The 23,771-nt window shown below is 50.3% G+C and carries 20 protein-coding genes; 2 read left to right on the top strand and 18 right to left on the bottom strand.

The genetic code is table 11. The annotated features are described in order from the left end of the window. Positions 1-12: 12 nt before the first annotated feature. Both Q5741_RS15000 and Q5741_RS15005 read right to left on the bottom strand, forming a co-directional pair. Positions 13-645: a GNAT family N-acetyltransferase gene (locus Q5741_RS15000; RefSeq protein WP_305024921.1), complete on the bottom strand. Its 633-nt coding sequence runs from the start codon at positions 643-645 to the stop codon at positions 13-15. Further along, complete coding sequence (locus Q5741_RS15005) at positions 642-1,448, bottom strand: MerR family transcriptional regulator (RefSeq protein ID WP_305024922.1); 807 nt, start codon at positions 1,446-1,448, stop codon at positions 642-644. The genes Q5741_RS15000 and Q5741_RS15005 overlap by 4 nt, the downstream gene beginning before the upstream one ends. A 308-nt stretch (positions 1,449-1,756) precedes the next feature. Here Q5741_RS15005 and Q5741_RS15010 point away from each other — a divergent pair, with 308 nt between their 5' ends. After that, positions 1,757-3,283, top strand: coding sequence for an alpha/beta hydrolase family protein (locus tag Q5741_RS15010; RefSeq protein WP_305024923.1), 1,527 nt, complete (start codon positions 1,757-1,759; stop codon positions 3,281-3,283). A gap of 92 nt (positions 3,284-3,375) precedes the next feature. On the opposite strand, the gene Q5741_RS15015 is transcribed toward Q5741_RS15010, so the two are convergent. The 6 genes from Q5741_RS15015 to Q5741_RS15040 all read right to left on the bottom strand — a co-directional run bounded on the left by Q5741_RS15015 (position 3,376) and on the right by Q5741_RS15040 (position 10,326). Next, complete coding sequence (locus Q5741_RS15015) at positions 3,376-3,618, bottom strand: XRE family transcriptional regulator (protein WP_305024924.1); 243 nt, start codon at positions 3,616-3,618, stop codon at positions 3,376-3,378. 166 nt (positions 3,619-3,784) lie between these two features. After that, a complete protein-coding gene (locus Q5741_RS15020; protein ID WP_305024925.1) occupies positions 3,785-4,444 on the bottom strand; it encodes an S-layer homology domain-containing protein in 660 nt (219 codons plus the stop codon). Between the two features lie 114 nt (positions 4,445-4,558). Further along, entirely contained in the window at positions 4,559-5,419 is an 861-nt protein-coding gene (locus Q5741_RS15025; RefSeq protein ID WP_305024926.1) for an Ig-like domain-containing protein, read from the bottom strand. 333 nt (positions 5,420-5,752) lie between these two features. Further along, complete coding sequence (gene sigK, locus Q5741_RS15030; protein WP_305024927.1) at positions 5,753-6,454, bottom strand: RNA polymerase sporulation sigma factor SigK; 702 nt, start codon at positions 6,452-6,454, stop codon at positions 5,753-5,755. A 268-nt stretch (positions 6,455-6,722) separates the two neighbouring features. After that, positions 6,723-8,447 carry an assimilatory sulfite reductase (NADPH) hemoprotein subunit gene (cysI, locus tag Q5741_RS15035; protein ID WP_305024928.1) on the bottom strand — a complete coding sequence of 575 codons (1,725 nt, stop codon included), beginning with the start codon at positions 8,445-8,447 and terminating at the stop codon, positions 6,723-6,725. A gap of 46 nt (positions 8,448-8,493) precedes the next feature. After that, complete coding sequence (locus Q5741_RS15040; RefSeq protein ID WP_305024929.1) at positions 8,494-10,326, bottom strand: assimilatory sulfite reductase (NADPH) flavoprotein subunit; 1,833 nt, start codon at positions 10,324-10,326, stop codon at positions 8,494-8,496. A gap of 336 nt (positions 10,327-10,662) precedes the next feature. On the opposite strand from Q5741_RS15040, the gene Q5741_RS15045 reads away from it, so the two are divergent. Next, positions 10,663-11,412, top strand: coding sequence for a YdcF family protein (locus tag Q5741_RS15045; protein ID WP_305024930.1), 750 nt, complete (start codon positions 10,663-10,665; stop codon positions 11,410-11,412). A 65-nt stretch (positions 11,413-11,477) separates the two neighbouring features. On the opposite strand, the gene Q5741_RS15050 is transcribed toward Q5741_RS15045, so the two are convergent. The 10 genes from Q5741_RS15050 to Q5741_RS15095 form a co-directional block, all read right to left on the bottom strand. Then, the gene (locus tag Q5741_RS15050; protein ID WP_305024931.1) at positions 11,478-11,825 is read right to left on the bottom strand and encodes a ubiquitin family protein; all 348 of its coding nucleotides are present in this window, start codon (positions 11,823-11,825) and stop codon (positions 11,478-11,480) included. Positions 11,826-11,917: 92 nt separating this feature from the next. After that, positions 11,918-12,868 carry an ADP-ribosylglycohydrolase family protein gene (locus Q5741_RS15055; RefSeq protein ID WP_305025021.1) on the bottom strand — a complete coding sequence of 317 codons (951 nt, stop codon included), beginning with the start codon at positions 12,866-12,868 and terminating at the stop codon, positions 11,918-11,920. Positions 12,869-12,885: 17 nt separating this feature from the next. Further along, on the bottom strand, positions 12,886-13,473 hold the full coding sequence (locus tag Q5741_RS15060; RefSeq protein ID WP_305024932.1) for a DUF1697 domain-containing protein: 588 nt from the start codon (positions 13,471-13,473) through the stop codon (positions 12,886-12,888). A gap of 135 nt (positions 13,474-13,608) precedes the next feature. Further along, the gene (locus Q5741_RS15065; RefSeq protein WP_305024933.1) at positions 13,609-16,737 is read right to left on the bottom strand and encodes a glycoside hydrolase family 2 TIM barrel-domain containing protein; all 3,129 of its coding nucleotides are present in this window, start codon (positions 16,735-16,737) and stop codon (positions 13,609-13,611) included. Between the two features lie 32 nt (positions 16,738-16,769). Beyond that, positions 16,770-17,597 (bottom strand): carbohydrate ABC transporter permease, encoded by an 828-nt coding sequence (locus Q5741_RS15070; protein ID WP_305024934.1) that lies wholly within the window; start codon positions 17,595-17,597, stop codon positions 16,770-16,772. After that, positions 17,590-18,513 (bottom strand): carbohydrate ABC transporter permease, encoded by a 924-nt coding sequence (locus tag Q5741_RS15075; RefSeq protein WP_305024935.1) that lies wholly within the window; start codon positions 18,511-18,513, stop codon positions 17,590-17,592. Before Q5741_RS15075 ends, Q5741_RS15070 begins: the two co-directional genes overlap by 8 nt. 176 nt (positions 18,514-18,689) lie before the next feature. Continuing rightward, on the bottom strand, positions 18,690-19,988 hold the full coding sequence (locus Q5741_RS15080) for an ABC transporter substrate-binding protein (protein WP_305024936.1): 1,299 nt from the start codon (positions 19,986-19,988) through the stop codon (positions 18,690-18,692). Next, on the bottom strand, positions 19,985-20,122 hold the full coding sequence (locus Q5741_RS15085) for a hypothetical protein (protein WP_305024937.1): 138 nt from the start codon (positions 20,120-20,122) through the stop codon (positions 19,985-19,987). The genes Q5741_RS15080 and Q5741_RS15085 overlap by 4 nt, the downstream gene beginning before the upstream one ends. Positions 20,123-20,187: 65 nt before the next feature. Beyond that, positions 20,188-21,966: a cache domain-containing sensor histidine kinase gene (locus Q5741_RS15090; protein WP_305024938.1), complete on the bottom strand. Its 1,779-nt coding sequence runs from the start codon at positions 21,964-21,966 to the stop codon at positions 20,188-20,190. 60 nt (positions 21,967-22,026) lie between these two features. Beyond that, positions 22,027-23,580: a response regulator transcription factor gene (locus Q5741_RS15095; RefSeq protein ID WP_305024939.1), complete on the bottom strand. Its 1,554-nt coding sequence runs from the start codon at positions 23,578-23,580 to the stop codon at positions 22,027-22,029. Between the last annotated feature and the right edge of the window lie 191 nt (positions 23,581-23,771).

Here is a 23,771-nt window from a genome sequence, read left to right on the forward strand (position 1 = left end):
CTCGCAGGTGGCTTATCCTTCGTGAATCATGTAATTCCATTCCTGCTCGCCGGTCAACCACGCCATGAATGCGCTGCGCTGGGACTCCAGTGTCCGGAAGCCCAGCCTTTCGTATAGACGTTTAGCTCCTAAGTTGCTGCCGGAGACATGCAAGGTTGTATACCGGATTTCCGGTCGTAATGCTGCTTCACGGAGTGCCCATCCCAGCATCGTTGTACCCACGCCTGCTCCCCGGAAGCGTTCATGGACCGATACATCGGCAATGTACATTTCACCAAGCGCCGGTCGATGGCTCAAACATACTAGTCGTCCTGCAAATCCCAACGCTGCCCACCATCCAACTCCGCGAATCCCTTTCCATACAGGAAGCAGGTCCCTTGCCTTTATACTGGGACGCGATCGTACCTGAAACTGCAAGGATAGGCTGCCGACGATGGAATCCTCCTGTATGGCAACGATGCGTTGTCCTTTCCCGCGTTGTTCATCCATCACGAGAAGCCTTTCCAGCAACAATTGCAGCTGCTCGTCATTCAGCCCTGTTCCACACTGGAATTTTCTACGAAACCCTTCTAACAGCAGTCGGCTGACAGAAGCTTCATACTCCTCTTTCATTCCCTCCAAATGTATAACAGGTTGGACGTTCATCTCTTCTCCTCCCGTTCAGCAGCATTGCCGACGCTTCGATCAACGCGCGCAAGCAGTTCGTAATGTAGGCTTTCCCGGGTGAAAAGAGACAGATACGATTTCTCCACAAGGATTCGCGGCCCGGTTAGAACAAAAGGACTTTGATCCCCGAAGGCTTGAAACTGATCAAAGTGCTGCTTTAACTCTTCTTCGTCATGAATCGAGAACCGGCAGGACAAATATTCGCCGGCTGGCAGAACTACGTCCCCGTCCATATCAATCGCTTTGGTACACAGCCGTACGCGGCGAAGACACTCTTCCTCATACACATAATGAATATCCGTTTCAAAAAGTCCTGGCTGCGTATCTCCCTGCTGGGCCAGCATCCGGGCATCCAGTTCGGTATTGAAGTCCGTTTCGAACCACGAAGACAGAACAAGCGGCTCGCGCTGAATAACTTGGAAGGAAGGAGCCCTATCACCAAAGCGCTCATAATCGTTCAACACTTTGTGAATTAAACCGCTTAAATCTCGCAGTCTGTCCAATTCAGCCTCTATCTGGTATACAGACTCCAGAAGCAGCTGCTGCATATCATCCGGCGTCCCTTCGTCATACCAATGACGGATGGCCTGTACGGACAACCCTGCCTTTCGCAGAAGCAAAATATGTGACAGCCGGTAAATCTCGTCGATACCATACATACGGTATTGATTTTCATCTATGTAGGCCGGAAACAATACACCTTTCTCCTCGAAGTAACGAATTTGATGAACGGACACGCGCATCAACTTCGCTAACTCGCTAATCGAAATTTCCTTTTTCAATTCGTCTTCCTCCTGCCGTCTCTTCGAATACCAATCAAGCATAAACCCTGGGTCTGACCTAAGGTCAAGTCATGAAACGCAAAAAAGAAGCTAACATCCATAAGTATCGTTAGTATGTACATTCCCCCCCCTTGAAACGGTCCAACCCGTTTAGTTCTGAAGAAGCTCATAAACCTAATCCAATACCGTAATCGTAAGCTCGAATGACAAAATTGTAAGGTAGATGTAAGGCAAATCGATAGCTGCAGCCAGCCTGGCAGGATAAGATTGAAACAAGCTAAGATAGATTTTTCAAAAGGAGAATCGAGATGAGGCTGTTGGAACTGTTGCTTTTCCTGTCAAACATCGGCTTATTTGTATTAACCGTCCTATTCAAAAAAGCTTGGCGTAGAATTCCGGTTTATATGTTGAGCGGATCTGCCTCACTTTTACTGGTCATTCATTGGACGGTGGAAGGATACAGGGCTCAGCTATTTTTCCTATACTGCATAACAATCATCTTCTTAGCGACTTCAAGTTATAGCTATTTTAAGAAAAGCAGCCCGAAAAGAGTTCCACGATTCTTGTTGGGCTCCGCTTATACCGCTATAGCGCTCATGCTGGTTGTATCAGCGGGCCTCATGTATGCTTTCCCTGTATTTAAACTACCTGAACCGACAGGCGAATTTAAGGTAGGAACTCAAACTTTTCATTTCGTGGATACACATAGGGAAGAGATTTACGACGAAGCCAAGGATGGTAAGAGAGAATTGATGGTTCAGGTATGGTATCCGGCTCAAGCTGACACCGGCAAGTATGCTCCCTTTATTCCCGATACCCGGATTTTACGTTATATGGCCGCAAACTATGGCCTTCCGAGATTTACTTTTCAACATCTGAAGTACGTATCCAGTCATGCTTACTTGAGGGCCAAAGTCTCTTCGGCACAGGCTTCATACCCGCTGATCCTCGCGAATCCCGGCTTTGGTTCCTCCAGGTTTCTCCACACAACGCAAGCCGAAAATCTCGCGAGTCACGGATATATCGTGGCAGTGATCGACCACACTTATAATACATTTGCAACTGAGTTTCCGGACGGTCGAATAACGACGAGCACAACCAACGACCTGTTCTCGCCCGACCATGATTACCGAACGGAAAGCGGAAATCGCGACAAGTTAGGAACAGTGCTAACCGACGATGTGGCGTTTGTGCTGGACCAATTTGAGCTCATCCAATCGGGGCAAGTTCCAAGCCATATAAGAGGAAGTATCGATCTACGCCGTGTCGGGGTGTTCGGTCATTCCATCGGCGGAGCAACGGCCTATGACGCTGCTTACGATCCACGAATCGCGGCTGGAATAGACTTTGATGGAGGTCTTTATCGATTGCGTGATAGAGAAGGAATGCGAAAGCCCTTTTTGTTCATCAACTCAGAAAGTGAATTTGCAAGATTAAAAACGGTAATGGATAACCGGATCTATACGGATGAAGAGCTTAAGCATATGGGTTCAACAAGAGAGTGGATGGATCAGGTGACGGAAGACAAAAAGCTGGAGCTCAAACGAATACGTGAATCGGTCGACATAGGGGGACAATTCCTCTATATCGATAATATGGAGCATCTTAATTTTACCGACGTACAGTTCATATCTCCAATCTTTAAAATGCTGGGCATTACAGGGGAAATTTCGCCCTCAAGAGCAAACACCATGCTTAACGCCTATATGTTAGATTTTTTCGATAAGTATCTGAAAAATCAAGGCGGAAGTCTAATGAAAGGACCGGATAGCCGCTTTCCGGAAGTGAAGTTCGTTGCCCCGCTATTATACACTATGGAAAGTATTAAAAAATGAGCTATCATAAAGGAGTTAAAGAGCAGCCGAAGCACAAGTATCTGTGACCATTCGGGCCATTCATCCAAGGTATAGTCCACGCTACCAGCCAATTACTCCTTTAGTCCCCTTATTCTTTCTTGTTCGTATGGAATTAATTCGTACAAATCATGAACATCACAACCGATGGAATCGGCAATCGATATAGCAATTTTGAGCGGCATTACTCTTTTACTTTCAATAAAGTCATAAACTCGTTCAGGTTTAAAAAGTAATTTTTTTGCAAGCCATTCCGGTGACTTTCCGGATTCTATCAATCGTTCATTCAACAAGCAGCGTCCAAGTTCATATTTCATGGCGTTATACCCTCCCGCGTAAGATCGTATCTAACTTTAAGGGTTGTCCACTGGCAGCATCCTTATACTTTCCCAAGGGAATCAAAACAGCGATGCCACTTAGTAGAGTCATATAAAAAAAGAAACCACCCCGGGAAGGGAGTGGATTCTTATGAATACTGGAATATTATAGATTCATCAATGCCTGCTTGACGGTTGGGCTCAAACTATAAGTATTAATGATGGTTTCGATAGCTTCAGCGCGTGTAGCTCCGCTGTTCGGATCAAAGGTATGCTCTGCCTTACCATTAAAAATCCCCAAAACAGATGTCCTTTTAATTGCATCTGCGCCATATGCTCCGCCCAGGTCCGTAAATTGTACTTTGGACGTGTCAACTTTTAGAATGTTTGCATTTAATACGCGAGTAATAATAAGAGCCATTTCTTGACGGGAGATGGTTTTTTCTGGACGAATAGTGCCATCCTCATACCCGTTCAAAACTCCAACCTTTACAAGCTTCTTAAGGCTATCTGTTGACCAACGACCATTGATATCCCTGAATGCTGTAAAATCATCATCCTTCATGGATACTTTCCGTGAAGCCATATCTACAAAAGCACGGTCAATCATCGCTGCAAATTCCGCACGAGTGATTTGTTCATCCGGCTTAAATCCGCCATTCGGATATCCGTTGATCACACGCAGCTTGGTCAATTTTTTAATAGAATCCATCGCCCAGTGTTGTGCAATATCGCTATAATTTAATGTAACGAATGTATCCCCTTTGCTGAGGATCTCTGTCGTTCTCGCCTGCACACCAGCAATTACGTTACTGTCTGTATTCACAACCCGGCTTCTGAAAATATCATCAGGATTTTGATAATCCTCAGATTCAGATTGATGGTTTGACTGCTCCTTTGATGGAGTTTCTGCTACTGAATCAGACGGTTCCGCTGGTTTTTAGGACACAGGTATAAACACGGAAGAATTGCCTGGACTTTGCACTGGAGGATCTAATGGTTTAGAAGGTATGGAACCCGTGCTGCCTCCCAATACAACCTGAGTCATAGGTTGAGAAATGCTGTCCGCTATATCAAATCGGGTATCTCCGAAATATTTGGCTGTATTCGGATGATCTCCGGCACTTAGATCGCTTGTTGTGAAAGAAGCTGCTGCCACCCCATTGGCTTCACCGTTCGGTCTCATGGGAAGCGTAGCCAATTTCTTTTCTCCATCCATGAGGATCACGGTTCCAGCCATATTTTTGTATCTTTGCGGATCCGTTTTTGCCTTTATATAAAAAGTCACGGAGTTTCCAACATGGGATGGATTCAGATAGCTGGTAACCTCTGTTACAGTCGGATTAGCTGTAGGCGGAACTGCTTCATCGGATACCATTTGTGTCAATGGAGCAGAAGTGCTGCCGCTAAATTTGCTGTCCCCGCTATACTCTGCTGTGATCAGATGCTCTCCGGCACTAAGGTTTTTCACCGCAAGAAGAGCCATTCCCGGTTTCGTCGGATCTTCACCCACTGGCGCTGTACCCAATAAGGTATCGCCCTCTTTAAAAGTCACCGTACCTGCAAGTTCTTCGTAAGATTGATCCGAATAGGCTCTGGCAACGAATGTTACGGGCTCCCCCTCTAATGCCGGGTTCCGGGCACTATCAATACTAACAACTGTACTGAAAAGTGATGCGTCGTTGTTATCACCTGGCATTGGATCTTGATTCGCGCTAACTACAGACGGTGAAGTGATCATCAGTGCAGCTGCAAGTAAAGCGCCGAGTTTCTTTTTGAGCCTTATAAACATTCCGTTCATTCATCCCCTCTAATTGTTTGTATACCAACCCTGAATTTAGAAAAAAACAGAATCAGATAACAGAAATTGATATCGTCAAAATATGTCGAATTATGAATATCAAAGTCGAATAAAGTCGAAATAATATAGGCTTTTTTCAACATAAAAAAGAGGACCGCTAATTGCGCTCCTCTTTTCCTTTACCGCATTCATGCCGTCTGCTCATGTATCGATTACGCTCTATACTGTAAGAAATGGTATCCGAGGTCAACCCCCCTCGACATTTATTCACAGAGCTTGTTGTTGTACTCTAGTTAAAATTTCAGCTGCAGCTATCATTATAGATAGATCACTCTAATTTTTCGCCTTATAAAACTCATGATACAGCTTCATCAAAGCACGCTTCTCAATCCGTGACACATAACTGCGGCTGATACCAAGTTCTTTCGCAATCTCACGCTGGGTTCGTTCATCCCCGCCGGCCTCTAGGCCAAAACGGCCGATCACGACTTCCTTCTCCCGCTCATCCAATATATCAAGGTTCCGGTAGATTTTGCTCTTCTCAATTTTGAGCTGTACCGCTTCCGCCACATCGTCGGCTTCGGAGCCGAGAATATCAATTAGGGTAATCTCGTTTCCTTCTTTATCCGTACCAATCGGATCATGGAGAGAGACATCCTTACGAGTTTTCTTCAGGGAACGGAGATGCATGAGAATTTCGTTCTCGATACAGCGTGCTGCAAACGTAGCCAGTTTAGTCCCTTTCCCGACCTGAAAGCTCTCAATCGCTTTGATCAAGCCGATGGTTCCAATGGAGATCAAATCCTCCAGATCCTCGCCTGTGTTATCGAATTTTTTGACAATATGTGCTACGAGACGCAGGTTATGCTCAATCAGCAGGTTACGGGAATGCTCGTTGCCTTCGGCCATCAGTTTCAGATGCTTGGCTTCTTCGCTTTCAGTCAACGGCTGGGGAAAAGCATTATTCTTCACATACGAGACGAGCAGGGTCAATTCCTTGATGAATAACGCTATAGCGGTAAAAAATCCAGGCACAGATGACACCTCCTGCAGTTTTACAATTCAAAACCGGCCCTGTCTGCTGCAACATTCGACGGTCTATTTATTTGTATGTGGGCAGATGCCCAACTGTGCCTGTACGTGTAGAATAAGTCCCGAAAAGACATTCTGCTCGTCATAAGCTGTCTTCATCCTCCTACTATACTTTTACCGGACCCAATGTAATCAGAACGTTCCTGTCTTCATCAAAAAATGGCTCCGGCCCCCTAAAGGGACCGAAGCCATGATTATTACTTATACGATATCAAGCATGAAATTCCTGTCCGTCATGGACAGCCTGCACGTAACCGGCACGGATGGTGAAATCACCAAAATGTTCGCCCGGCTGCCGCTCTGCGGCATAGCGGTTAAGGATAACGCTCAGGTCTTCAAGAATTTCAGCTTCGCCGATATTCTCTTTGTACAGCTTGTTCAGCCGGCTGCCGTCAAAGCCGCCGCCCAGATACATGTTGTATTTACCCGGCGCTTTGCCGATGAACGACAATTCCGCGAGAGCCGGACGTGCACAGCCGTTAGGACAGCCTGTCATACGGATCACGATGTCTTCTTCGCTGAGCCCTGCCTGTGCCAGAATCGGATCAATTTGGTCCAGCAGATCAGGAAGATAGCGCTCCGATTCAGCCATCGCCAGACCGCATGTCGGCAGAGCCACACAGGCCATGGAGTTGCGGCGGAGTGCGGAATAATGCTTGCCGTCCGTCAGGCTGTACTGCTTGATCAGCGCGTCAATGTTCTTCTTCTGCGTGCTGACATTGCCGATGATGAGGTTCTGGTTCGCCGTCAGACGGAAATCCCCGGTATGCACTTTTGCAATTTCACGCAGTCCGGTCATCAGCAGATAGCCATCCTCATCTTTCACACGCCCGTTCGAAATGAAGAGTGTATAATGCCATTTGCCATTGCTGCCCTTTACCCAGCCATAGCGGTCGCCACGGCTCGTAAATTCATATGGACGAGCGGCCTGCAGCTGCCATCCGAGACGTTCAGTCAGCTCGTTCACGAACCATTCAAGGCCCCGGTCATCGATGGTGTATTTGAAGCGGGCATGCTTGCGGACCGCACGGTCACCGTAGTCGCGCTGGATCATAACCGTTTTCTCAGCTACATCAATCATCTGCTCCGGTGTGCAGAAGCCGATGACCCGGCCGAGCTGCGGATATGTTTTGGTATCGCCATGCGTCATGCCCATACCGCCGCCAACTGCTACATTAAAACCTTTCAGTTTGCCTTCCTCCACGATGGCGATAAAGCCGAGATCCTGGGAGAAAACGTCAACATCATTATTCGGCGGTACTGCAATGCCGATCTTGAATTTGCGGGGGAGATAAGCTTTACCGTAGATCGGCTCAATCTCTTCCTCGGTAAGGTCCCGGCTGTCGAACACTTTCTCCTCATCCAGCCAGATCTCATGATAGGCTCGTGTCTGCGGATCCAGATGATCACTGACACGGCTGGCCCATTCGTACACATCACCATGAACATCGGACTCATACGGATTGGGGTTGCACATGACATTACGGTTAACGTCACCGCAAGCGGCTAAAGTGCTCAGCATGGAGGCATTGACCTCCTGAATCGTCTTCTTCATGTTCCACTTAATGACACCATGCAGCTGAAACGACTGACGGGTCGTCAGCCGAATCGTGCCGTTGGCATATTTTTGCGAGACCGAATCCATCATCAGCCACTGCTCCGGTGTTACGATACCGCCGGCGGCACGAACGCGCAGCATGAATTGATACGCAGGCTCCAGCTTCTGCTTGGCCCGTTCATTGCGCAGATCCCGGTCGTCCTGCATGTAGCTGCCATGGTGTTTCATCAGGCGATTGTCGTCCTCGGGGATCGATCCCGTAATTCTGTCCTGCAGCGTCTCTTCCAGACTGCCGCGCAGATAGTTGCTGCGCAGCTTGATATGTTCAACATCACTTATAGGTGCATCCTTCGGCGGAAGCAACGATCGATCTGTCATGTTCCTGTCTCCTCTCAACATCTTCCGGCTGGTTCATGCCTTCCGATTAATACACATCCCGCTGATAACGTTTATTCTGCATCAGTTCTGTCAGATACTCCGAAGCCTGCTCGGGACTCATGCCGCCTTCCTGCTCCAGGATCGTACCCAGTGCCGCATGCACGTCATGCGCCATCTTGCTCTCATCTCCGCAGACATAAATATAAGCACCATCCTGAATCCACTGATACAAATCTTTGCTGTTCTCCAGCATCCGGTGCTGGACGTAGATCTTCTCTTCCGTGTCACGGGAGAAAGCAACATCCATGCGTGTCAGGACACCGTCCTTGAGCCAGCGCTGCCATTCTGTCTGGTACAGGAAATCTGTAGAGAAATGCTGGTCTCCGTAGAACAGCCAGGATTCCCCGGATGCTCCCTGCTCTTCACGTTCACCGATGAAGGCGCGGAACGGAGCAACCCCTGTGCCTGGTCCAATCATGATGATTTTCGCAGACGAATCGGCTGGAAGCTTGAAGCTCGGATTATTCTGAATGAAGACTGGCAGCTTATCGCCGGCAGACACACGTTCAGCCAGCTGCACGGAGCATACGCCATAACGTTCCCGCTGCTTATGATCATAACGTACAGCACGTACGGTTAAATGTACCTCTTCCGGAAAAGCCAGGGGACTTGAGGCAATGGAGTACAGGCGGGCCGGAATTTTACGCAGCTTCGAGATGAACTCCTGTGCCGGAATACCGATCAGAGAATAATCCTGAACCAGATCCAGCAGATCATGTCCCTGCAGATAAGCCCGCAGTTGGTCATGCCCTGCCCCGACCAGCTCCTGCAGACCCGCATTGCCGGTAAGCTGTGCAAGCTGCTCCACAAGCGGTTTTGTCAGAATCGTAATTTCATATTGACGGGTCAGCGCTTCCCGGATGGTCTGCTTCTGGCCGTCTTTATTCACCGTAACCAGTTCCTCACCGTTCCAGCCAAAGGCTTCGATCAGCTCTTCAACCAGACGGGGATGGTTCTCAGGGTAGATGCCTAGGCTGTCTCCAGGTTCATAGGTCAGGTTGGACCCTTCCAGAGATAATTCCACATGACGTGTCTCCCGGTCAGAGCCGCGGCCATTGAGATTCAGATTCTCCAGAACCTCAGCATGGAAGGGATTGCTTCTGGAGTATTCGGATACCGCAGTGTCACTGGATGATACAGCCTCAGCCGCAGCGTTCGCAGCTGCTGCCGGATTCTCACCAAGTGCAGTCAGCACTTGCTTCATCCACTCCGCTGCCGGCTCATCAAAATCAACATCGCAGTCTGCGCGGTCTGCCAGGCGCTTAGCACCGAGCTCTTCCAGGCGCTTGTCAAAATCCTTGCCTGTCTGACAGAAAAATTCATAAGAGGTATCTCCAAGTGCCAGCACAGAATACCGCAGCTCTTCAAGCTTTGGAGCTCTCTTGCTGTGCAGGAACTCGTAGAAAGCAATCGCATGATCCGGCGGCTCCCCCTCACCATGCGTGCTGACAAGAATCAGCAAATTTTGCACTTTCTTGAGCGCGTTGGATTTGAAATCCCCCATGGAAGTCAGCGTTACTTCAAATCCTTCATTCTGCAGCTGGGCGGTCAGCTTCTTCGCCAGATTGCTGCTGTTCCCGGTCTGGGAGCCGTACAGCACAGTTACTTCCTTCGATAATACCGGAGCGGGTACAGCTGGCGCTGATACCGGCAGTACACTCTCTGCTGCAGACGCGTTAGTCAGCGTGACACCGGCTGCACTTGCACTCAGATATCCGGTCAGCCAGATACGCTGTATATCGTTCAGCGTCGGCATAAGACGATTCAACAGTTCGACTTGTTCTTCATTAAAAGGACTGTTTGTCACATGTAATACCAATTCGTATCCACCTCGCGCGGCTTGCCGTTAGTTTATTTTAAATCCTTGTAAAATGGTCAGGTTACTATTACTTGAAACTATCACAGGTCGACAAACGGGTCAACCAGAATGATCTTATAGCATCTATCAGGATTGCTGATAAAGCAGATAATACGTTCTTTAGTGCTCATACTAATCCACCCTCCGATGCTTCTTGACGTCATAAATCTACAAGTGCTCATCGGTACCCAATACTTAACATGCACCAAAGCTTCATTAATTTCTGTTGTGCTTCATGCTACAATAGCGGGGGAATCGAGAGGGAATGAAAAGAAATCACAAGGCGGTGTTTTTTCGTTGATTTATATCATTAAATTTCTTTACAGCTGGCTGCTGCCCCCGGGGCTGTTCATTCTGCTCTTCTTGCCGGCTGTCATCTGGCTGTGGCGCAGACAGCGGAGAATAGCAACGGTACTGCTTGCATTGACAACCCTCCTCTATCTGACCTCTACAGGTTTGTTCAGTGAAGCTCTGGTGCGTGGACTGGAGCGTCAATACGAGCAGCCCGCTGCTGTGCATGGCGATGTTCTGGTCGTTCTTGGCGCGGGCGCGACGCAGGGAACGCCAGACATCGATGGAAAAGGAAATCTGCTCGGCTCTGCCGCCAACCGGCTGCTGACAGCAGTACGGCTGCACCGGGCCACGGGATTACCGATTCTGTTCTCGGGTGGCCAGGTATTCCCGGACAGCGGTAATGAAGCGGATATCGCCCACAGGCAGCTGCTGGCACTTGGTGTGCCGGAGCAGGACATCCTGATTGAGAACACGTCACTGAATACGGAGCAGAACGCAGAGAATACGGCGGTTATCCTGCAGCAGAACCATTTGCAGCAGCCTGTGCTTATTACATCCGGCTTCCATCTGCCGCGGGCTGTTCTTCAATTCGAAAAGGCAGGTATTCACGTCCAGCCTATCCCTACAGACTATATGGCAAGCTCCTCGGTCCAATTCTACTGGGGGAAAATTGCACCTTCTTCTGCGGCCATGTCCCTCACCGGACTTGCCCTGAAGGAGTATCTCGGTATTCTGGCCGCCCGCCTCCACTAAAAATAACCTGCAGCAGCCCTGGTCTCATTCACGGCCTTCTGCAGGTTATTTTTTCATCACCTATTCTATTGCTTGTCCACGTACAACAGCGAAACGGTCTTGACTGCATAGGTATCGGCCAGACGATCCTCTGCCAGAATATTCAGCCGGATCAGACCCGCGATCTTGTTGACATCTGCCTTCGAGATCAGCCGCCACATTTCCGGATCAGGCAGGGCATGATACAGCTTCTGATCATCGTATTCCTTGCGAAGCTGGCTGACGACCTTCACCCGGTAGCCATCGATTTCAATCTCTCCGGCCTGCTGTTCAGACAAATGAGCTATAATTTTGCTCCGCAGTCCGTTCAGCTCCTGCTCCAATTCCTTTTGCTGCTGTTTAAGCTCGTAATACCGCTGCACTGCTTCATTCATCTCTATCACGCTCCTTACTGATAGATATGCAGAAGGAGAATGTGATAGGACAAGTACACCCGAACAAATTGCTATTTTGCTGTGAACAAACTTTACAGTGAATCGCTTGCACCATTCGTGTAGAGGCTGAGTGACAGCTTTTGGATCAGACCGGACATTACCAATCTGTCCCTCCAGGCAGCCGGAATGCCCGTGTATCCGTAATAAGCTCCGGCAATCTGCCCGTACACCGCCCCGGTCGTATCCGCATCGTCGCCCAGATTCACAGCCAGCAGCGCTCCGCTGCGAAAATCTTCCGTCCGGCTGAATGCCCACAACGCCGCTTCCAGGGAGCGGACAACATACCCGCTGCCCTGGATATCCGGCGGCTCCAGCTCCTGGTAGGAGCCATTCAGCACCTCCTGCAGCCGCCCCGGCAGCGGCTGTTTCGGCTGCCCCGCACCCGGCGGCAGCCAGCTGTCCAGCACGGCCGGAGACAGCATCTCCGCCTTGCTCCGGCCGTGCAGCGCCGCCAGCAGGATGGCGGCGAGCAGCCGGCAGCCGCCGACCGCTTCGGCGGCGCCATGGGTCGTTCGCGAGCTGAGCTCCGCGAAGTGCAGCGCCTGCAGCGGCTGGCGGGCGTAGAACATGGCGACGGGGGCCAGTCGCATGATCGAGCCGTTCCCGGCGCTGCGGGGATCGGTGGAACCGGCATATGCCTGGCCGGTTCGTTCGTAATGCACCAGCGCTTCGCGGGTGGCATTACCAATGTCGAAGCAGCTCCCCGTGCTGCTGAGATACCCGCGGCGGTACCAGTTCACGTACCGCTGCATCTGGTCGGCAGGGTCAAAGACCTGCCGTTCCACCAGGCTCTCGGCGAGACACAGGGCCATGGACGTATCATCCGTCCACTGCCCGGCTTCGAGCCCGAAGACACCGCCGCCCACAAGGTCCGTGACCGGCTGGAATGTGCCCGGTGCCGAGAACTCCACCGTCGTACCCAGTGCATCGCCGGTGGCCAGCCCGGCGAGGCAGCCATGGAACCGGTCCGGATCCAGGTCCAGGTTCCTTTCCATTGGATTCATCGCAGGATGTCCTCCTTCCCCGGGGCCTCATGAGCAGGCCCGGCCAGCTCACGCAGCTTCTCCACCGTCTTCCAGTTTCGGGTCGTTGCGGTTACCTGCAGCACCTGAAGCTGGTTCGCCAGCTTGGAATCGCTGATGCCCTTGCGGACCAGCAGATAGAGCTCGCGGCCGATCAGCTGAACTTCTTCCTCGTCCGTCTTGTACGACAAGAGAACCTGAAGCGCCTCTTCGGCAGGAAATTTTTCCAGAAAAGAGATGTACAAGCTCTCCTTGCCAGACGCCGCACGAATGTCTTCCGCTTCCTCCAGCGAGAACGGGCAGCGCTCTATGATCCCGTGCCACTCTCCTACAGTCCGGAGAATGACCGGTATCTCGAAGCCAAAGCGCAGCTGCAGCTGCTGCTCCAGCAGGGAACCCAGCTCCTCTTCCGCAAGCTCCGAGTCGAGGATGACATTCCCGCTCTGGATGTAGGTCTGGACATGGCTCATTCCGAGATCAGCGAGCAGACTCTTCAATTCAGCCATTTTGACGACATGTCTGCCGCCTACATTAATACCTCGCAGCAGCACCAGATATCGAATCATCCTGGATCCCACCCTCCCTTATTTGCTTATATTCTCTATTGTATAGCAGTCCCGCCCAATACCCAACCCCTTCCAGAGCCCATACAAAAGCCCCGGACAGCGGCTTGTGCCGGTCCGGGGCTTGCTTATTCAAGGTTATACAGTTGGCTGAATAGGTTGAAGCGTAAACGTAAACTCGTAATCCTCGTCAGCCGAAATCCGGTACTCCGGCAGAACTGGCGCACCCCAGCTGTCATCGCCGCCCACACCCATCTGGCGTCCGGCTACGGTGACAACCGTATAATGAACCGGAGGCAGCTCATAGACATGATAGGCATTCTCCAGCTCGAAGGCCGTATACGGCGAGATGTTGCACTCGACCGGCTGGACGGCAGGGGACACAATGCGCAGGCCATGGCCGGCAGCATCCGTAATTGCAACCTGACGGACGCCCGTACGGTTCCCCGACTCCTGCGGCACCACATAACCGGCCAGAGCATCGGCCGTCTTCGTAGAGAAGCGGCCCAGCCGTGCACCATGCTTCCTGTCCGCATAATTCTCTTCCGGTCCCATCGCATACCAGTCGAGCTGGCTGTAATCGGCCGGAATCTTGAAGGACAGCGCCTGTACTGGCACATCCGGCAGACCGGCTGCACCCTTATAGCGATAGCGCACCTGTACCTGTCCGTCCGGCTGAACCGTATAGGCTGCCGTGACTTCCAGCTCCTGGCTGATGCTCAGCTGATACGTGAAGGATACCGTCACATCCGAACCGGATGGTGTTATTTCGACACCTGTACAGCGGCGGGCCATACTTGCTGCTGCCCATACCCCTGACGTAAATGCCATGGCGGTTCCTTTATCGTTATCCGTCGTCGCACGCCAGAACTGCGGCACCGGCGGTGAAGCGATCAGCTCGCGTCCACCATAATTTAAGGAGACCAGGCTGCCTACTGATTTGGAGAAGAGAACGCTGAAATCATGACCCTGCACGCCAATGTTAACATCTCCTTCAACCACTCTCAGCGTGTAGACACTGTCCAGCTCGGCTGTTCCCGTGGATGAATAATTCATCACAGGTGCTCCAGCGCGAGCAGGCGAAGAAGCTGTTCCCTTCTCTGGCTCCACCTGATACACATATTGTCCGAAGGAGACCTCATGACCTGCTTCGGCCCAAAGTACAGACTGCTTAAGACGAAGGGATACGTTAATTGCATATTCACCCGGCTGTACATCTTCACCTGTAAGCGGAAGCTCTATAAAAGCTTCGCTCTCAGCTGCCACATGGACGTCCAGCATGCCTCCTGCTACCTCTTTGCCGTTACGCAGCAGACTGTATACGAGCTCCAGCTCATCCGTGCCTGCAAACAGATTGCCATTCTTCACAGTGACACCATTACGGTCCGGCAGCAGCTTAATGTTCTGGTAGAGGAATTTGACTTCCTGCATTTTCGGTGACAATCTGCGATCTGCATACACAATACCATTCGTGCAGAAGTTGTAGTCTGTCGAGCGGTCATCGAAATCACCGCCAAAGGCCAGATACTCCTGACCATCCTGGCGATTGCGCAGCATCAGGGACTGATCGATGTAATCCCAGATAAATCCACCCTGGTACATCGGATAGCGGTCTTCCAGTTCCGTATACTTATGCATGCCGCCCAGTGAATTACCCATCGCATGCATGTATTCGCAGCTGATGAACGGCTTCGCCGGGTTGTCATTCAAGTAAGCTTCAATGTCCGCTACCTTTGCGTACATCCGGCTCTCCATATCGCTGGTATCATCAAAGTCACGATCATGGAACACACCTTCATAATGCACGAGGCGGCTCGGATCCACCGAGCGGAAATAATCGGAGACATGCAGAAGCACCTCACCTGCATAAGATTCATTTCCGCAGGACCAGATCAGAATGGACGGATGGTTTTTGTCCCGCTCCACCATGGAGATGGCACGGTCCATAACGATCGGCTCCCACTCCGGCTGGCTGCCAGGGATCGCCCAGGAAGGCTCAACCGCGCCCATCTTCTGCCATGAACCGTGGGTTTCCAGGTTCATTTCGTCAATGACATAGACTCCATACTCGTCGCACAGCTCATACCACAAACTTTGGTTCGGATAGTGCGAAGTACGCACGGCGTTCATATTGTTCTGCTTCAGGGTACGAATATCCCACAGCATATCTTCCTTGGTGATTGCACGGCCGCGGCGGGCATTGAATTCATGACGGTTAACCCCTTTGAACACAATACGCTTGCCGTTCAAATGCATGATCTTATCCTTCATCTCGAAGTGACGGAAGCCCACCTTCTGCGGCACCACTTCCAGCAGCGTACCATTTGCAGCGTAGACCGATACATACAACCGGTACAGGTAAGGAATTTCTGCGCTCCACAGCGAAGGATTTTCTACTGTCAGCTGGGCGGTTACGCTCAGCTGCGCATCGGAAAATTCAGCAGTTCCTGCCGCGACACGTTGACCGTCCGCAGCACGCAGCTCCAGTTCTATCCGGCCTGAACCTACATGTCCCAGCTGTTCAAGCTCTGTCTTGACGGAGAGTGACGCCTGTTTGAAGCTGCTGTCCAGCTCTGTCTTCACATGCAGATCACGCACATGAACCTCCGGCACAGTGTACAGATATACATCACGGAAAATGCCGGAGAAGCGCCAAAAATCCTGGTCTTCCAGCCAGCCTCCGGTGCTGCGCTGATACACTTCCACTGCGAGCTTGTTCTCACCCGTCTGGATATATGGCGTCAGATCAAATTCGGACGGCGTGAAGCTGTCTTCGCTGTAACCAACGAACTCCCCGTTCAACCAAACGTAGATCGCGGACTCTGCTCCCTGGAAGGAAATACGAACCGGCACATTCTCCATAAAGGACGGAAGCTCAAAATATCTCACATAGCTGCCGACCGGATTATGATCAGCGGGAATCTGCGGCGGCCGCAAATGATCGTATCCATCCCATGGGTACATGGTATTGACATATTGCGGACGTCCGTAGCCCTGCAGCTGAATATGCCCGGGCACCTGGATGTCATCCCACCCGCGGCAGGAATAATCCGGCTTATAAAAGTTCTCTTGGCGTCCGTAGGGATTCTCCGCATAGCTGAACTTCCACGTTCCGTTCAGACTGTGGCGAAGCCTCACCCCTTGATCCTGTTCAGCTTCTTGCAGCGTCTCATAGTAGCGGTGGTCCGAGTGAGCGGGCAGCCGGTTCACGGCGAAAGTGCCCACATCGCTCAGCCAGTCTAAAGTTGGTGCTGTGTGCTTGCTCATTGCTTAAATCTCCTTCCATCTGTGAAGCTTCATTATTTCACCGATCCAACCATACCTTGAACGAACTGCTTCTGCATCGCAAAGAACACCAATGCTGTAGGCAGGGTAGCCATCACGATCGCCGTAAAGATCATTCCGAAGTCTGGCGAGTAACTGGAGCCGAGATTGGAGATCAGCAGCGGCACCGTCATTTTCTCCGGAGACTGCAGGACAATCAGCGGCCACATGTAGCTGTTCCAACTGGACATGAAGGTAATAATGGCGGCTGCAGCATAGGTAGTTTTCATTGTAGGCAGGTAAATTTTGAAGAAAATACCCAATTCGCTGAGTCCGTCAATTCTTCCTGCTTCCAGCATATCTTTCGGGAACATTTTGGTGCTCTGGCGGAAGAAGAAGATCAGGAACGCCGTGGTCACGGTCGGCAGGATCACCGAAGTTACCGTATCAATACCGATGACCGGAACCGTATTCGAAATACTTGCGAACATGCGATACAGCGGAACCATCAAGGCCGCAAACGGAATCATCATCGAGAGAAGCAGAATGTTGAAGACGATATCCTTGGCACGGCTGCGGTAAATTTCGAAACCGTATCCGGCCAGCGATGCAATCAGCAGAGACAGTAACGTCGTAATTACCGTAATTCTGGCTGAGTTCAAGAGCGCCTGCATGATATCCGCGCTCGCCAGCAAGTTGTTGAAGTTCTCTACCAAGTGTGAGCCGGGAAGCAAACGGCCGCGCGTTACATCAACCGATGCGTTGGTGGAACTGACAATCATCCACAAGAACGGGAAAATCGAGATCACGGCCGCCAGAATCAGAAAGACATATGTGAAAATACGTTTACCGTTATTAGCCATTACGCTCACCTGCCGCTTTGAACTGAATGAAGGACAAAATAATAATCATGATTACAATCGAATATGAAACGGTTGCCGCATAACCAAAGTCTGCCGAGTACTTGAAGGACAGGTTGTAGATGTACTGGGAAATCGTTAATGTCGCGTTACCTGGTCCGCCCTTCGTAATGTTCATAACCTCGTCGAACAGCTGCAGCGTACCGATGGTCGACGTAATAGATGTGAACAGAATGATCGGCTTGAGCAGCGGAATCGTAATTTTCGTAAATTGGGTCCAGGCGGAAGCGCCGTCAATACGGGCTGCCTCGTAGACAGAGTGGTCAATATTTTGCAGGGAAGACAGATAAAAAATCATGTTGTATCCGGTCCAGCGCCATGTGATCGCGATGATGATAGTGATCTTGGCCCAGAACGGATCCGTGATCCATTGGATCGGACTGCTGATCAGGTGAACATTCATCAGAAGTGAATTCACCAGACCGTCTGGAGAAAACAAGTACTTGAATACAACTGCATAAGCTACCAGCGAGGTTACGCATGGCAGGAAGATCGCTGTACGGAAAAAGCCTTTAAATCTGAGCTTGTTGTCATTCAGCAGGACCGAAATGAACAGACCCAGAATGATCATAAGCGGTACCTGAACAATCAGGTAAATGAACGTATTTTTAACCGCTGCCCAGAAGGTCACGTCAGAAAGCAGGCGTTTGTAATTGCTAAAGCCGGTGTATTCCATGTTGACGCCTGTGCCTGTCTTCAGGGACAGGATGAACGCCTGGATCATCGGATAGAAATAGAAAATAAAAATCATGATTACTGCAAGCAGCACGAACAACCATCCGGTTATACTGCTGCGGGTACGAATATTTAAGCCTTTTTTTGGATTGAGCGCTAATTCAGCTTTGGTTGCCGTCTTCATGACGCTTCGTCCCCTTTCTCCCCTAAATAATACAACCTTGAACGCCGCTGACCGGCTACCCTCTAAGACCGTGTCCGGTGGAGGAGCTCAGGCGCGTGCCCAAGGTTGTTAGAGGCGATGACCCCAGCCATCGGAGGTCATCGCCTGATTGTGATACAGGTTCGGGTGTTAGCCCGTTATTTTACTTGTGTCTCGGCTTGTGCTTGTGCATCCTTCATGACACTATCAACATCCGCGCCGTTAAGGAAATTTTGCATCGCAACGATCATGATGTCTTCAATTGCATATGTGTTAACACCGTAGTTAACTTTTGGAATTTCTTTGGTCCATTCAGCAAAGTCAGATGTCAGCTTCTGATTGTTGAAGAACGGATCAGCCTCTTGATATGCAGCACCTTGGCCTGCTGTATTCAATGTACCAATTGCATTGATTTCCTTGTTCAGAGTCTGATAGAAATCAGCATCGGAACCAAAAGTGGAAGCCAGGAAGTCCGTAGCTGCATCTGCAGCCGGTGTGTTCAGCACATACCAGGAGCTGCCGCCCAGGTTGGAGTAATGCGTTGCATTCGGAACGTTAGCCAGCTTAGGCAGAGGCACAACAGCCCATTTTCCGGATTGGGAAGCTTCGGCTTTGACAGATGCTGTAATCCAGTTGCCTGTAGGAACCGCAGCTACATCACCGCTGTTGAATGCGGCCAGGAACTGGCTCCAGTCGGACTGCATTTTGGCAACATCGGCATCCATGAACGCTTTATAAGTTTTGAAAGCTTCTTTCAGCGCAGCATTGTCAGCCAGATCCGGAGTAACCCCGTCATCTTTCACATACCAGGAGCCTGCGGATTGAGCCATCATACGAATGATACCGAGATCGTTCGGATCCAGAGCTACCAGTTTCTTACCCGTTTTTTCTTTGATCTTTTTACCGATTTCAATAAATTGCATCCAGTCGATATCTTTCAGGTCATCCAGTGTATAACCCGCTTCTTTGAGGTAATCCGTACGGATGTAGAGACCGGCTACACCGGAGTCAAACGGAACACCATACTGTTTGCCATCGAGACTGGTTGGACCTGCTTTATAATCAGCGAAATCTGAGCCTTTCACTTTATCTCCCAGCTCGTGGAAAGATTCCGGATAGGATTTGATGAAGCCCTGTGCACGGTAATCCTCAATCAGCACCGCGTCTGGAAGACCTTTGGTTGTACCGGAGTTAAAGCCTGTGTTCAGCTTTTGGATAATATCTGCTTGTGCGTATTCAACAATTTTGATCTTAACGTCAGGGTGAGTTTTGTTGTACTTCTCTTGGGCGATCTTGAGTGCCTTGATATTGAAGTTAGGATCCCATGCCCATACTGTTACTTCTTTACTGCTGCCTGAACTGCCTGCGTCACCGGAGCTTGCTGCATCCTTCCCGCCTGAAGAACATGCCGTCAGCATCAGGAAGCTTGCCATGACAACTGCCAACAACTTTTTCATTGTGTATCAACCCCATTTTCTTTTTTTGTAAGCGCTTTGTGAAAGCGTTTGCCTTGCCTGTAAAACAATCCTACCACCAGCAGGCGATCAGCTGTTAGCAGGATTTTTAGTTGGATTTGTCTTTTTATCGCCAAATGTATGCGCTTCCTTAAAGGAAATTTGTAATATCTTTAGATTTTTGTACTTTTTATAGAGAGTGCTATTCCTCCTCGTTTTGCGGCAGTCGCAGCGTCACTCTTGTCCCTTGGCCAGGTTGGCTGGTAATATTCACTCCGTAATACTCCCCATACAGAAGCTTGATCCGGTCATGGACATTCTGAACTCCGATTCCGGTGAACAACTGGCGCTTGCTTTTGGCATTCGGAAGTCCTTCCTCCCCGCCGCTGCAATCCATACCATCCCCATTGTCTACAATCTCACAGAGCAGATCACCGCCCTCCCTTGCAATTAAGACATGGATAAAACCTTCCGTTTTTTTGTTAAAAGCATGGAAGAAGGCATTCTCAATAAACGGCTGTATAATCAGCTTGGGCACCCGGAAATTCATGCAATCCGGCGCCACCAGATAGTTGACCCGAATCCGCTCTCCATAGCGCATCTGATTGATGTAGACATAATTTTTCAGATTGATGACTTCATCGGCAACCGAGATCGTCTCGCTGACATTGCTGATCGTATTCTGGAGCAGAGAAATCAGGGCATTGATCATTTCTGCCGCTTTCTCTTTGCCGCCCTGCTGAACCAGAAATTTGATCGACGCCAGCGTATTATAGAGAAAATGCGGATTAATCTGCCGCTGCAGAGCAGCCAGCTCCGCATTCCGCTGTTCTTTCTGTGTCTCTACCAGCCGGTCCACATAATCATGCAGCTCGTCCAGCATGCCGTTGTAGGCGTTGCCCAGTTCCCGAATTTCATAGCTGCCCGTCACGGTAATATAATTGTCCAGGTCATGTTTTGTCGCGCTTGACATCTGCTTCACCAGCTTCGTCAGCGACTTGGTCAGCTGTCTTGAGATCAGGAATACGATAATTAAGGCTCCAGCTGCAATGGCCAGGGTCACCAGCAGGACGGTCTTCATGTTGATAACCTGACCCATGACCATGTCCTTATCAATAATGTTGACCAGATAAAGGTCGTTCGAAGGCAGATCATCCGCCAGAACAAGACTTTTGCGGCCCATGACCTCTGCATTAACAAGAGTATGGCTGCCGCCTTCCTCGCGCAGGGCATATCGAAGCAGAGCCGGATCGAATTGGCCAACCCACTCGCTGCGGTTGCTGGATACGATCCGGCCGGTCTTCTCAATGATGGCGACATCATTGCCTTCACTGGTGAAGTTGGCGTAGAGCCGGCGGAAGCCCTGCTCCGAAATTGTAAAGTAGATCATCCCATAGGATTCACCGGTCGTACGCTCCGCAAGAATTTTTGACGAAATGACCATAGCCTGTCCCCCGCCGTTCTGTCCGGCCTTGGCCAAGTAATATTGATAGTGCAGACGATCCGGCTGCGCCCGCGTACGCCGCTTGATCTCTTCATTCTGGACCAGCTCCGAAATAATGAAGGAATCGATCCGGTCGCCGGAAAAAGCACGTCCGTTAATGCCTGTCATCGTCACACTCAGATCGTTGGCATCCACATTGGACTGCACTCGCTTCATGGCCTGCTCCATGTTGTAGTAATTTTTGAAGGTGCCCAAAGAATCGGTGTCCCCCTGGGTAAGGAAACTTTTGATGGTCCCGCTCTGCTGGGCATTATTCAGCGCCGTGATCATCGAGTAGTTAAATGAATCGAAGTTCGCCTTGATTTGGCTGAGTACCTTGGAATTGGTAATACTGAACGTGTTCATAAAAAGCCGCTCCGACATGCGGACGGTAATCCACGATGTCAGGAGCGACACAGTAATAATGCTAACCACCATAACGATAAACATTTTGACAAAAAGACGCTGATCTCGAAATTTGGCTATCAGTTTATGCATGAACTCCACATCCCCCGGTTCTTCAGCATGCTGCCTGGACTGGCCCTGCCATGGTATCTATCAGCTGTAGTGCTGTTTGCGGTACTGGCTGGGGGACAGACCCTTAAATTTTTTGAACACTTTACAAAAATAGCTGTGATCCGAATAGCCGACATTCCCGCTGATCTCCGAAATGGGCATACTGCCGGACTGCAGCAGCGCTACAGCCTTCTCAATGCGGACCTTGTTGACATACTCATTGAAGCCTTCCTTGTTACGATCCGCAAAATAGGTGGACAGGTACGAAGGATTAAAGTGAAAATGCCTTGCAACCTCAGTCAGCGACAGCGGATCCGCATAGTGTTCCTCAATGTAATCCAGCAGCTTGGTCAGCGCAGGATCCACCGTTCCTTCCCTTCCCCCGGTGACGATATTTACGTCTGCAATGAAATCCTCCAGCAGCGCAAGTGCTGCTCCGGCTTCCTGTGTATCATCCACGGCCCTGAAATATTTATATTTGTTCTCATCCAGCATCTTCGTGTCATAATTCATGCTGCCGAGAAGTACCGACACATTGAAGATGATATTACTCAGGAAGGTCTTGAACTCAAATACATCCGGCCGCTCCTCTGTGATCATCTGCTTCACACTATCTGTCAGCGATAGAAACGCGCTGTGAAAATGCCGCCGCCGGATCTCCTCCATAAAGGTGTTCATATCAAAACGTATACTTCCATTCAAGGGGGTTGACTCCCCATCCAGCATAGAGCTGTCCGGTGTATAGAAACGCTGGCCTGCCAGCTTCGCCAGCTGATCCCGGTAAATCAGCCCCAGCTGATCCAGTGCCTTAAAATCCTGACTGACCAGAATACAGCTGGAGCTTACAGATTGAGACAGCCGGTCAGCTGTTTTCTTCAGCCTGTTCTTCGCAGCAGCAAGATGCTGCCGGTCGAAATGAATCAACGTAACTGGCATTCCAGGTTGACCGGGGAGACGCTGCAGCCCCGCACTCCATTCCGCATCCAGACCTTCCAGCTCCCAATGGTCATGGAAGAGGCTGAGCGCCTCCTCTTCATTCACGGCCGATCGCCTTAGGTCAACCGCTGCCAGCAGGTAACCGCTGTACGGAAAATGCTCCGCCAGCCATTCTGGGCTGAGGGTTACCTCAAACCCGGATATCAGCTTCTCCAGTGTATCTTCCAGTCGGGGACCGATCGTTTCTTCTGCGCCTGACTCTGTATAATCCAGCGAAGGGATTCGCTGGACTGTCTTCTTCAGGACATCCAGCAGCTGCTCTGCTTCGAGCTTCGGCTTCAAAATATAATCCACAACTCCGTGCTGGAACGTTGACCGTACATAATCAAATTCGCCAAAGCTGCTGAGCACAATAACTTCGATGTCGGAGAACTCTTGTTTGACCAGACGGGTGAATTCCTCGCCATCCATTACCGGCATGACGATATCTGTAATCACAATATGCGGCCGCAGCGTCTTCACCATCTCCAGGGCCTCCTGTCCGTTGCTGGCTTCACCCACGATCCGGAAGCCTTCCTGCTCCCAGTTCAGATGGTGCTTCATCCCCTGCCGCACCAGAATTTCATCGTCTACAATCAGAACCCTGCACAATCCGTCCATCCTTATGCCCCCTACTCGCCCGCCTTGCTTTAAAGGCTGATGCTGTCTGTTCTGTATACTTCAGTTCAACTAACATTATTATAATCTATGGACACAATTCAATTTGTTCAAATTTTCATGATAACGCTATCATACCATGACGACATCCTATTGTAATGCAAATTTCGACATGCCGCCAACAGGGATGCACA

The organism is Paenibacillus lacisoli (assembly GCF_030580655.1).
Classification (GTDB): domain Bacteria; phylum Bacillota; class Bacilli; order Paenibacillales; family Paenibacillaceae; genus Paenibacillus; species Paenibacillus lacisoli.